This is a genomic window from Pedobacter puniceum (genome assembly GCF_009674685.1).
Lineage (GTDB): Bacteria > Bacteroidota > Bacteroidia > Sphingobacteriales > Sphingobacteriaceae > Pseudopedobacter > Pseudopedobacter puniceum.
This window is the reverse complement of sequence record NZ_WKJI01000005.1, coordinates 56463-68339: the sequence shown is the minus strand read 5'-3', so window position 1 is coordinate 68339 and position 11877 is coordinate 56463. Positions and strand designations below refer to the sequence as shown.

General features: G+C 35.2%; 14 protein-coding genes. 7 read left to right on the top strand and 7 right to left on the bottom strand.

The window, feature by feature from the left end; all coding sequences use genetic code 11:
- Nucleotides 1–66: 66 nt before the first annotated feature.
- The 3 genes from glpT to GJJ64_RS15350 form a co-directional block, all read right to left on the bottom strand.
- On the bottom strand, nt 67–1401 hold the full coding sequence (glpT, locus tag GJJ64_RS15360; protein ID WP_154288641.1) for a glycerol-3-phosphate transporter: 1335 nt from the start codon (nt 1399–1401) through the stop codon (nt 67–69).
- A 22-nt stretch (nt 1402–1423) separates the two neighbouring features.
- Nucleotides 1424–2278, bottom strand: coding sequence for a glycerophosphodiester phosphodiesterase (locus GJJ64_RS15355; RefSeq protein WP_154288640.1), 855 nt, complete (start codon nt 2276–2278; stop codon nt 1424–1426).
- 128 nt (nt 2279–2406) lie between these two features.
- Complete coding sequence (locus GJJ64_RS15350; protein WP_229655562.1) at nt 2407–2865, bottom strand: DinB family protein; 459 nt, start codon at nt 2863–2865, stop codon at nt 2407–2409.
- Between the two features lie 181 nt (nt 2866–3046).
- Here GJJ64_RS15350 and rplM point away from each other — a divergent pair, with 181 nt between their 5' ends.
- The 6 genes from rplM (at nt 3047) to frr (ending at nt 7206) form a co-directional block, all read left to right on the top strand.
- A complete protein-coding gene (gene rplM, locus GJJ64_RS15345; protein ID WP_026905384.1) occupies nt 3047–3490 on the top strand; it encodes a 50S ribosomal protein L13 in 444 nt (147 codons plus the stop codon).
- A 16-nt stretch (nt 3491–3506) separates the two neighbouring features.
- Nucleotides 3507–3893, top strand: a complete 387-nt coding sequence (gene rpsI, locus GJJ64_RS15340; RefSeq protein WP_026905385.1) for a 30S ribosomal protein S9 — start codon at nt 3507–3509, stop codon at nt 3891–3893.
- Nucleotides 3894–3911: 18 nt separating this feature from the next.
- On the top strand, nt 3912–4736 hold the full coding sequence (rpsB, locus tag GJJ64_RS15335) for a 30S ribosomal protein S2 (protein ID WP_026905386.1): 825 nt from the start codon (nt 3912–3914) through the stop codon (nt 4734–4736).
- A 101-nt stretch (nt 4737–4837) separates the two neighbouring features.
- Nucleotides 4838–5677 carry a translation elongation factor Ts gene (gene tsf, locus GJJ64_RS15330; protein ID WP_154288639.1) on the top strand — a complete coding sequence of 280 codons (840 nt, stop codon included), beginning with the start codon at nt 4838–4840 and terminating at the stop codon, nt 5675–5677.
- Between the two features lie 232 nt (nt 5678–5909).
- The gene (gene pyrH, locus GJJ64_RS15325; protein WP_154288638.1) at nt 5910–6614 is read left to right on the top strand and encodes a UMP kinase; all 705 of its coding nucleotides are present in this window, start codon (nt 5910–5912) and stop codon (nt 6612–6614) included.
- 28 nt (nt 6615–6642) lie between these two features.
- On the top strand, nt 6643–7206 hold the full coding sequence (frr, locus tag GJJ64_RS15320) for a ribosome recycling factor (protein WP_154288637.1): 564 nt from the start codon (nt 6643–6645) through the stop codon (nt 7204–7206).
- 77 nt (nt 7207–7283) lie between these two features.
- Here frr and ald read toward each other — a convergent pair whose 3' ends face one another.
- Nucleotides 7284–8411: an alanine dehydrogenase gene (ald, locus tag GJJ64_RS15315; RefSeq protein ID WP_154288636.1), complete on the bottom strand. Its 1128-nt coding sequence runs from the start codon at nt 8409–8411 to the stop codon at nt 7284–7286.
- Between the two features lie 193 nt (nt 8412–8604).
- On the opposite strand from ald, the gene GJJ64_RS15310 reads away from it, so the two are divergent.
- The gene (locus GJJ64_RS15310; RefSeq protein ID WP_154288635.1) at nt 8605–9069 is read left to right on the top strand and encodes an Lrp/AsnC family transcriptional regulator; all 465 of its coding nucleotides are present in this window, start codon (nt 8605–8607) and stop codon (nt 9067–9069) included.
- Here GJJ64_RS15310 and GJJ64_RS15305 read toward each other — a convergent pair.
- The 3 genes from GJJ64_RS15305 to GJJ64_RS15295 are packed head-to-tail and all read right to left on the bottom strand — an operon-like array spanning nt 9066 to nt 11741.
- On the bottom strand, nt 9066–9638 hold the full coding sequence (locus GJJ64_RS15305; RefSeq protein WP_154288634.1) for a LutC/YkgG family protein: 573 nt from the start codon (nt 9636–9638) through the stop codon (nt 9066–9068). The two genes, GJJ64_RS15310 and GJJ64_RS15305, sit on opposite strands and share 4 nt — an antisense overlap.
- Nucleotides 9635–11014 carry a lactate utilization protein B gene (locus GJJ64_RS15300; RefSeq protein WP_154288633.1) on the bottom strand — a complete coding sequence of 460 codons (1380 nt, stop codon included), beginning with the start codon at nt 11012–11014 and terminating at the stop codon, nt 9635–9637. The genes GJJ64_RS15305 and GJJ64_RS15300 overlap by 4 nt, the downstream gene beginning before the upstream one ends.
- The gene (locus GJJ64_RS15295) at nt 11007–11741 is read right to left on the bottom strand and encodes a (Fe-S)-binding protein (RefSeq protein ID WP_154288632.1); all 735 of its coding nucleotides are present in this window, start codon (nt 11739–11741) and stop codon (nt 11007–11009) included. The genes GJJ64_RS15300 and GJJ64_RS15295 overlap by 8 nt, the downstream gene beginning before the upstream one ends.
- Nucleotides 11742–11877: the final 136 nt, after the last annotated feature.

Here is an 11877-nt window from a genome sequence, read left to right as displayed (position 1 = left end):
TAAACGAAGAGAAACAGTTAAACCATCCGGATATGTTTAACTCTCGTTTCCTTCGGGCATTACAAATTATATGGTTGATAATCGTTTAATTTCATCTTTCCATGTTAATAAGCTTAAGAATATAGTTAAAACGCAAGCCATTACTAAAACGTAAAAGCCTCCGTCCCAGCCCCAAGCATCCACAATGTAACCAATAGCAATATTGGCAAATACAGATCCTCCTAAGTATCCAAATAAACCGGTAAAACCTGCCGCCGTACCCGCTGCTTTTTTAGGTACCAAGTCTAAGGCTTGCACACCTATCAACATCACCGGGCCATAAATAAGAAATCCTATTACAATCAAAGAAATATTATCTATCATCGGGTTTCCGGGCGGGTTTTTCCAGTAAACCAATACAGCTACCAATACAAAAAACATGTATACAATAGTTGCAGGTACTCTTCTGCCATTAAAAACCTTATCACTTAACCAACCGCAAAGCAAGGTTCCCGGAATACCAGCGTATTCATAAGCAAAATAAGCCCATCCAGACTCAGACATAGAAAAACCTTTTACTTCTTTTAAATAAGTTGGTGCCCAATCTAACACACCATACCTCACTAAATACACAAAAACATTGGCTATAGCTATAAACCATAAAGCTTTGTTAAAAAGTACATAATCAAGAAAAATACGCTTAGCGCTGAGTTCTTTTTCAGCTTCCGGAGAAGCCTCTCCTTCATTTTTATAAATCTCTATAGGTGGCAAACCACAAGATTGTGGTGTATCTCTTACTAAAATATATGCAAGTATGGCAATTGCCAATGCAATAAAACCTGGGAAATAGAAATTGCTATGCCAATCATTAAAAATAGCTAAACCTAAAATAGCTAAAGGCCCAATAAGGCCTCCTCCTACGTTATGCGCAACATTCCAGATTGACATTTTAACACCTCTTTCTTTTTTAGAAAACCAGTGTACCATTACACGTCCACATGCAGGCCATCCCATTCCTTGAAACCATCCGTTAAGAAATAATAAGGTAAACATGATGGCAATAGAACTGGTGGCAAAAGGAAAAAAGCCCATCAAAATCATGGTAAATGCAGATAACATCAGCCCAAGAGCTAGAAACTTACGGGCATCACTTCGGTCTGATACGTTGCCCATTAAAAACTTACTCATTCCGTAAGCAATAGAAACTCCTGATAAAGCTAAACCTAAATCTCCTTTAGAATATCCTTGCTCAATTAAGTTGGGTATGGCCAAAGAGAAATTTTTCCTTACTAAATAATAACCTGCATAGCCGATAAAAATTCCTAAAAAAACTTTCCACCTTAACTGTTTATAAGTAGGATCTATTTTTTGTTCATGTATAAGAGGTTGATGCTTTGCTGGGTCTAAAAAAGATAATTTCATGTATCTTAAAGATAATTAGCTATTAAAATAAGTTTGGATAATCGGATATAATACCATCAACACCTAATTCCTTTAGTTTTTCTATTTCTTCTTCGGTATTAATTGTCCAAGGTATCACTTTTATACCTTGCTTTTTACAAGCCTCTATCATTTCTTTAGTTACTAATTTATACGCCGGACTATAAATAGCGGGTTTAAAGCTTAAATCTTTAAGATGATTTTCTAGAGAACCTTTAGAAACTAAATAAGCAGTTTTAACTTGCGGATATTTTTGATGAACGATTTCTAAAGAGCGAGGATCAAAAGATTGAATAATCAATCTATCTATTATGCCTTTTTTCTTGATGACTTTCATTAAACGCTTCACAAACTCCTCTGGTGCTGGGTGTAATTCTCCATCACCTTTTGGAGTAATCTTGGTTTCCATATTATAATGAGGTGCCGGATAACCTTTTTCTTTAGCATAAGCCTCAGAAGCGTCAATTAAATCCTCGAGAAGTGGGATATTTACTTTCAGTTTCTTTTGTTCTGGAAATAAGGGGTGGAGTTTAGAGCCTACATCGTAAGTTTTTATTTCTGCGTAGTTCATTTGGTAAAGCTTTAAGCCTTTCCCTTTTGGTATTTCTTTACCATTTTGATCTAAAGCAAATACATCAGAAATATAGGGATCATGAGAAACTAATACCTTTTTATCTTTACTGATAGCAATATCCATTTCTAAAGTAACCCCATAATCGAGTGCTAATTTCATAGCCGGAATAGTATTTTCTGGCATTAACCCTCTACTTCCACGGTGCCCTTGTTTATCAAAATTTGCCTGTGCCATGCTAACAAGGTTAGAAAAAATCAACAATAAAGCTAATACTAAATTTCTCATTTATTTAAATTGTATATACAATGCTAAACAAAAAGAAACAAAAAATAAAATAATAAATAAAAACAAAAAGAAAATAAAAAGATAATAATTAGTTAATAATAGCTCTAGTATGAAATGCACAATAATAACTACCGTTTATAAAAAATATAATCAGTATTAACAGGCTCTAAGCCTATTGATTTAAATTCTGTTGCAATTTGTGCTCTGTGGTAATTAGAATGATTGGTGATATGAAACAAGATATCGCATACACTACTATTAAATTCTATTCCATTACTTGTTTTGTAGTTGAGGACAATATTAAGGTCGAAATCCTCTATAATCTGTAAAGTTTGCTGATAGTTTACAGCATTAATATTTGGTAAATCAACAAGTAAATGAACATCCCAAACACCGAAGCTAGTAACTTGAGACTTTATTCTTTTATTCCATATATGGTGTGCATTTAAAATGTGGCTATAAAGTTTAATAGCTTTTTCAGAAAGCTTATCAGGATGTTCACTATAGACACTCTCTAATTTTGTATTGGCGTAATTATTATAATCGAATAATTCTTTAAAAAATGATTTCATTGTTGTGGTTATCATGATTTATAAAAATACGAAAGTTTAGATGCTAACAAGCAAATCACTATTAAGTTAAATACAAAAGAAAATAAGATAACAAATATCCATTTAAAGCCCTTGACAATTAAAGATAAAGCCCTATCTTTGCAGTCCCTAAAAATTAGGGATAAAACATTTTTATAAATAATTTAAAACAAAGCAAGTGAATACGTTAAGTTACAAAACTGTCTCTGCTAACAAAAAGACCGTTGACAAACAATGGATTGTTGTTGACGCTCAGGGCGAGATTTTGGGGCGCTTGTGTTCTAACATCGCGAAAGTGATTAAGGGCAAAAACAAGCCAGGGTACACCCCACACGTAGACTGCGGCGATAATGTAATCGTTATCAATGCAGACAAGGTTAGACTAACTGGTAATAAATTAGGTGATAAAACCTATATTTCTTACACTGGTTATCCAGGTGGTCAACGTTTTATTTCTCCAAAAGAGTTATTAGCAAAACATCCTGAAAGAGTAATCGAGAAGGCTGTACGTGGTATGTTACCTAAAAACAGATTAGGAAGAGCAATCTTCAAAAACCTATATGTTTATGCAGGTAATGAGCATCCACATGTTGCACAAAACCCTAAAGAAGTTAAATTTTAATTAAAGGAGAAAGAAAATGTCAGTTACTAACACTTCTGGAAGAAGAAAAACTGCAGTTGCCCGCATTTATTTAACTGAGGGTAATGGTCAAATTACCGTAAACGGTAAAGATTATACAGAATATTTCCCAACATTACCTTTACAATACATTGTTAACCAGTCCTTCATCGTTGCTGAGGTTACTGGTCAATACGATGTTAAAGTAAACGTAGCTGGTGGTGGTATTAAAGGTCAGGCTGAAGCTGTTCGTTTAGCGATTGCTAAAGCTATTGTTGAATTAGATGGAATTAGAAAACCTGCTCTAAGAGCTAAAGGCTTAATGACACGTGATAGACGTATGGTTGAGCGTAAGAAACCAGGTAGAGCTAAAGCTCGTAAGAGATTCCAGTTCAGTAAACGTTAATTTTAGGAGGACACAACAATGGCAAGAACAACTTATCAGGACTTATTGGATGCAGGTGTACACTTTGGACACCTTACCCGCAAGTGGAATCCTAAAATGGCGCAATACATTTTCATGGAGCGCAATGGAATCCATATTATCGACTTAAACAAAACTTTAGTAAAAGTTGAAGAGGCTGCAGCTGCTATCAAGCAGATTGTAAAATCAGGTCGTAAAGTATTATTTGTTTCTACTAAGAAACAAGCTAAAGACATCGTTGCAGAATATGCAAAATCTGTAAACATGCCTTATGTAACCGAAAGATGGTTAGGTGGTATGTTAACGAACTTTGCTACCGTAAGAAAGTCTATTAAAAAGATGACCAACATCGATAAAATGACTAAAGACGGTACTTACGATGTATTATCTAAAAAAGAAAAATTAATGATACAGCGTGAGCGTATTAAATTAGAAAACCTTTTAGGAGGTATCGCTGATTTAAACCGTTTACCTGCAGCATTATTCTTAATAGATGTTAAGAAAGAGCATATCGCTGTTACTGAAGCTTTAAAGTTAAATATCCCAACTTTCGCAATGGTGGATACTAACTCTGACCCTTCTAACATTGATTTCCCTATTCCTGCGAATGACGACGCAACTAAATCTATCTCTTTAATCGCTGGCATTATTGTTAAAGCCATTGAAGAAGGTTTAGAAGAGCGTAAGCAAGAGAAAGAAGCAGAATCTGACAAAGAAGCAGCAGCTGAAAAAGCTAAAGCTGATGCGCCAGCTGTTGAAGCTAAAAAAGGAAAGAAAGCCGCTGAAGTTACTGCAGAAGTAACTGAAGAAGCAAAAGGCGAATAAATAATTTAGTTGTGGGTTGTTTGTTTTTAGTTGATAGATTTCTACAACTAACAACTAACAGCCCATTACTTTTAGTTTGAAACTTAAAAAAAGAAAATAAAATGTCTACAGTACAAATTTCTGCAGCAGATGTAAATAAACTTCGCCAACAAACTGGCGCAGGTATGATGGATTGTAAAAAAGCTTTAACAGAGTCTAACGGCGATTTTGAAGCAGCAGTAGATTACCTACGTAAAAAAGGTGCTAAAGTAGCAGCTTCTCGTCAGGATAGAGATTCTAACGAAGGTGTTGTTATTGCTAAAACTACTGCCGATGGTAAAAAAGGTGTTGTAGTTGAAGTAAACTGCGAAACAGATTTCGTTGCTAAAAATGCTGATTTTATTGCATTTGCTGATGCTATCGCTGCTAAAGCTATTGAAACTAACCCAGCTTCTTTAGAAGATTTATTAGCTCAAGAATTAAACGGAACTAAAATTTCTGACTTAATATTAGACCAAACTGGTAAAATTGGTGAGAAAATTGGCGTTTCTAAATACGAAGTTATTGAGGCTGAGAAAGTTGTAGCTTACATCCACGGTAACTACCGCTTAGGTGTATTAGTAGGTTTAAACCAAGATGCAGCTGGCGTTGATGAAGCTGGTAAAGACGTAGCTATGCAAATTGCTGCTATGAGCCCAGTTGGTGTTGATAAAGACGATGTTGATGCAAGAGTAATCGAAAGAGAACTTGAAATTGCTAAAGAGCAAATTAGAGCAGAAGGCAAACCAGAAGAAATGGTAGAAAAAATTGCTGCTGGTAAATTAAACAAGTTCTACAAAGAGCAAACTTTATTAAATCAAGAATTTGTTAAAGATTCTTCTAAAGATATCAGAACTTTCTTAAATGGAGTTTCTAACGGCTTAACTGTAAAATCTTTCAAGAGAATTGTTTTAGGAGCTTAATTCAGATTTGAGTAATGCGTATTGAGTAGTGAGATAGCTTAACAAATCGAGAAAATTAATAATTAGATTTGAGTAGTGTGTATTGAGCAGTGAAGATTGCATAATAGACCGAAAAAATTATAAAATCCTCATCTTTTAGTAGATGGGGATTTTTTGTATCAGCGTTTAGCTAAATCTAAATTGTTATTTTATTTAACAGGATAATTCCTATTTTTGCCAAAATCCCCCTTTAATGAAATATAAGAGAATTTTACTGAAACTAAGTGGAGAATCCCTGATGGGAGACCAACAATATGGTATTGATAATGCCAGAGTATTACAATATGCAAAAGAGATAAAAGCAGTTAAAGAAGAGGGAGTAGAAGTAGCTATTGTAATTGGCGGAGGGAATATTTTCAGAGGCTTAAGCGCAGAAAAATCTGGTATGGACAGGGCTCAAGCAGATTATATGGGTATGTTAGCAACAGTGATTAACTCTATGGCCTTACAAAACGCTTTAGAAACAGTTGGTGTTTATACCCGTTTACAATCGGCTATAAAAATGGAACAAATTTGCGAGCCTTACGTTCGTAGAAGAGCCATGAGACACCTAGAGAAAGGTCGTGTTGTAATTTTTGGTGCCGGAACAGGTAATCCGTATTTTACAACAGATTCTGCAGCTGCATTAAGAGCTATAGAGATTAAAGCTGATGTTGTTTTAAAAGGAACCAGAGTTGACGGTATTTATACTGCAGACCCTGAAAAAGATACAACAGCTACCAAGTTTGATCATTTATCGTTTACCGAGGTTTATGATAGAGACTTAAATGTGATGGATATGACAGCTTTTACTTTATGTGATGAAAACAATCTTCCCATTATTGTATTTGATATGAATAAGCCTGGGAACCTGATGAAGTTGATTAAAGGAGAGACTATAGGCACTTTGGTTAAATAAAAACTAATTTTACGTAAATAAATTAAAGATGAACGAGTTTATTAAGTTAGAATTGGAAGAGGCTACCTCTACCATGCAAAAAGCTTTAGCCCATACAGATAGTGAGTTTACTAAAATTAGAGCGGGCAAGGCATCTCCGGCAATGCTAGATGGTATTATGGTAGAGTATTATGGAACACCTACTCCACTTACGCAAGTAGCTAATATCAACACACCAGACGCAAGAACCATTGTAGTGCAACCTTGGGAGAAATCTATGATTGGTCCTATTGAAAAAGCCATCATGATTTCTAATGTAGGTTTAAACCCACAAAATGATGGACAATTGATTAGGTTAAATGTGCCACCTTTAACAGAAGAAAGAAGACGTGATTTAGTGAAGAAAGTTAAAGAAGAAGCAGAAGCTGGTAGAATCAGCATCAGAAATATTAGAAAAAACACCAATGAGAGCATCAAAAAATTAAAAAATGATGGTGCCTCTGAAGATGAAATAAAAGTTGGAGAAGCTGAAGTTCAGAAAATTACCGATGCTTATATCGCCAAAATAGACCAATTGGTTGAGCTGAAAGAGAAAGATATCATGACTGTTTAAGTCTGTAAAATAAAAAGGGAACATCGCTATTGCTTTGTTCCCATTACTGTTAGTTAGTCAGTGTATTATCTTTAACCTTAAGCAGGTATTTCTTCTTCTAATCTAATAATGGGTTGTAGTGGTAAGTTAAAGGCATCTGCAACTCCTTTATAAACTACATCTCCATTTACGATATTTAATCCTTTTCTTAATTCCTCATTCTCTTTAACGGCTTTTATCCAACCTTTGTTTGCCAATTGTAAAGCATAGGGTAAAGTAGCATTAGTTAAAGCTAAAGTAGAAGTGTAAGGCACAGCACCCGGCATATTAGCTACACAATAGTGTACAATACCATCTATCATAAATATAGGATTCTCATGCGTGGTAGGCGTACAAGTTTCTATACAACCACCTTGGTCTACTGCTACGTCAACCAAAACCGTTCCCGGTTTCATTAACTTCAACATAGAGCGTGTAACCAAATGAGGTGCTTTAGCCCCGGGTATTAAAACTGCACCAACAATTAAATCTGCTGTTTTAACAGCTTCTTCTAAATTATATTCGTTAGAAATTACCGTATCTACGTTGGCAGGCATGATATCTTCTAAATGACGTAGCCTTTGCAAATCTACATCCATGATGGTGACATTAGCCCCTAAACCTGCGGCCATTTTAGCTGCTTGTGTCCCCACAATACCACCACCTATTATTAAAACATTAGCAGGCTTAACTCCGGCAACACCACCTAACAAAACACCTCTTCCACCTGTTGGCTTACCTAAATACTTAGCACCTTCTTGTATAGCCATTCTGCCCGCAACTTCAGACATAGGGATTAAAAGTGGTAAGCTTCTATCCTTTTTCTCTACTGTTTCATAAGCTAAACAAATAGCCTTACTTGCAATCATGGCTTTTGTTAGAGCTTCTGATGATGCAAAATGGAAATAAGTAAATATTAATTGATTTTCTTTAACTAGTGGATATTCTTGTGCAATAGGTTCTTTTACTTTGCAAATCATTTCTGCAATAGCATAAACTCCTTCAATGGTATCCAATAGTTGAGCACCTACTTTTGTATAATCTTCATCGGCAAAACCACTACCTAAACCAGCAGATTTTTGAATATAAACTTGGTGGCCATTTTTTACAAAAGCAGCTGCACCTGCAGGAGTAACTGCAACCCTATTCTCGTTATTCTTAATTTCTTTTGGTACTCCTATAATCATAAATGTGTTTTATTCTTTTTCAGTATTTAAATAAATTCCTTTAAAGAATATCTAAATTACGACATCAGAATATTTTTTTATCACTCTCAGAAAAATAAGAAAATTCATATATTTAAAAGGAATATAAAAGAAAATTATTCTTCAAATAATTGTTTAAACACCCAATAAAGTAAAATCTTTCTTTTTATAGCTTATGGAGGTAGATAAAACAGACCTAAAAATATTGAAACTTTTGCAGGAAAATGCGCAATTAACTTTCAAAGAGATATCACAAAAAATTAATCTTTCTATCACGCCAATACATGACCGTATTAAAAGAATGGAAAAAGAAGGCGTTATAGAGAAGTACGTTACCATCCTTAATAAGAAAAAGGTTGGGACTTCTTTAGTTGTGTATTGCAACATCACATTGGATAAACAAACGCGTCATAATTTTACCGAATTTGAAGAACGCGTTACCCAATTCCCAGAAGTTGTAGAATGCCATATCGTCTCTGGAGGTTTTGATTATTTACTTAAAGTGATAACCAAAGACATGGAAAGCTACAACCAGTTTCATCAACAGAAATTATCTGTGATGAGTACTGTGGCCCATATACATAGTTTCTTTGTGATGTCTGAAATTAAAAGTACTACAGTTTTACATTTGCAGGATTAAACCAAATAAACCGTTAAACTTCTTGCTCCGTGGGCACCTATCACTAAACTTTGCTCAATATCAGCGGTTTTAGATGGACCAGCAATAAAAACACCAAAGCCTGTTTCCTGAACTTGTAGTTTTTGGTACGCCTGATACATATTATCTACCAAAGTAGCTTTATCTAAAACAATAAATAAATGCTGGCAGATGAATGGTAATAATCTGTTGCCCATTTGTGCCTCATACAACCAAACCGAACCATTTTCTGCTACGCCTAAAGTTGCTTTTAAATAAGCTCTGTCTACTCGTTCTAAATCAAATGAAGTTTGCGTTTTTAAAGCATCATCTATATTAAAAACGGTATCAACTACAAATTCTCCTGATTGCTTATGTGCAGCTATTTCTTCTTTAACCTGTTCTATATTTTCTAATGCAACAACTTTACCTCCTATGCCTTCTAAAACTAACTTAAACTGAGCTAGTTTATCATCATAATGGGTTAAATGCTCGTCTGATAGCTGAGGTAAATCAACCAAAGCTGGTTTATTTGCGGTACAGGTTGCTAGTATTTTTTCTCTTGAGCTCATTTGTTTTTGTTTTGTTGATACCAATCGTGAAAGCTTTGTTTTGGTGCTTCTGGCATTTCTCTTTGTTTATACCAAACGTTTAATTTGTTATTGCCTAAGAAAGGCATCGTTCTTAAAAACCATCTTCCAGATTTACCAGCCCATCTGTAAACTTTAGGATTTGAGAATAGCCAAGCCATCCCTTTCATGGCCATTTTCTTTTCTGGCTTAACATAGCCTTCTTCTACAATGACTTGTCGCCATTTCCAAAGTTGCTCATGAATATCAATTTTAACTGGGCAAACATTACTGCAAGAGCCACATAGGGTTGATGCAAAAGGTAAGTCTGCATTGGCTTTCATATCTAAATTTGGATTTAAGATAGAACCAATAGGACCAGCAACAGCGGTATGATAGCTATGCCCGCCACTACGTCTATAAACTGGGCAAGTATTAAAACATGCTGCACAACGGATACATTTTAATGAGTTTCTAAAATCGGCTCTGCCTAATTGCTTTGTTCTACCATTATCAACAATAATGATGTGCATTTCTTGCCCTGGTCTTGGCTTTTGAAAATGACTAGAATAGGTGGTAATAGGTTGCCCAGTTGCGCTTCTGGCTAATAATCTTAAAAACACGCCTAAATGCTCGGCTTTAGGAATAATTTTTTCTATCCCCATACAAGCCACATGAATTTTTGCGGTGTGGGCACCCATATCGGCATTACCCTCGTTGGTACAAACCACAAAACCACCAGTTTCTGCTATGGCAAAGTTTACACCCGTAATAGCTAGTTCTGATTGAATGAAATGGTTTCTTAAGTGTTGTCTAGCGGCTTCTGTAAGGTATTGAGGGTCGTTATTTCCTTCCTCAGTATGTAAATGTTCATGAAAAGTTTCACTAACATCTTGCTTTTTAAGGTGAATAGCTGGTAAAACGATATGACTAGGCGCTTCATCACGCAATTGCACAATACGTTCGCCCAAATCTGTATCAACAACTTCAATACCTTGTTTCTTTAAATAATCATTTAAATGGCATTCCTCCGTAAGCATGCTCTTGCTTTTTACAATACGGCTGATGTTATTATCTTTTAAGATTTTATGCATCAGCTGGTTATGCTCTAAAGCATCAGCAGCCCAATGAATTTTTATACCATTGGCTTCAGCTTGTTTCTCAAAAGCTGTGAGGTAATTATCAAGGTTTGAAAGTGTATGATTTTTAATTTGCGAGGCCCATTCTCTAAGTTGTTCCCACTCAGCAATACCATGTACGGCTTTATCTCGCTTTTGGCGCACAAACCATAAGGTATCATCATGCCAATCTGTTCTGGCCTCATCTTTTATAAATATCTCTGCCGCAGCAGCGTGGTCTAAAGTCTTTAAATTACTCATGATTTAATATTTCTGCCAGATGTATGGCCTTTACCTTACTACCTTGTCTTTTTAAGATTCCTTCTAAGTGCATTAAACAACTTACATCGCCAGCGGTAATATAATCTACTTCGTTTTTTTGATGTTCTTCTATCCTATCTTTACCCATTTTTACACTAACTGCTTCTTCAAATACGCAGAAAGTACCACCAAAACCGCAACATTCATCTTTACGCTCTGGGTAAGACAATTGCAAACCTTTAACCTTTTGTAGTAACTGCTCTGGTTTAGAGAATTGAGGTAATACCCTTTCTGTCATAGATGATAAATTCAAACCTCTTTGCCCGTGGCAACTGGTATGAAAACCAACTTTATAAGGGAAGTTTGAAGAAAGATGCTCTACTTTTAAAATATCAACCAAAAACTCGGTTAGCTCATATATAGTATTTCTAATTTTTTGTGCCTTTGCGGGATTTTTATCATCCTTAAGATGCTCTTTAATGTGCAAAACACAGCTGCCAGATGGCGCTACAACATAATCATAAGCATCAAAATTGGCAACAAAGTTTTTATCACACCCGCCTGTTAAAGCAGAAAAACCACTATTAGCCATAGGCTGCCCGCAACAGGTTTGGTTCTCTGGATAATCCACATCGCAGCCCAATTTTTTTAATAATTGATAGGTTGCGATACCCACTTGAGGGTAAAACTGATCTATATAACAAGGAATAAATAGTCCAACTTTCATGAATGCAAGGTTTTATAATTGCGATTTGAAAAGTAAAACTACAGCGAAAAGAATTTTTAGAATACCACGTCTTTAACCAAAATTGATACTATTTTAACATAAATTGGTAATTATTACTATTTTTAGATTATAATAA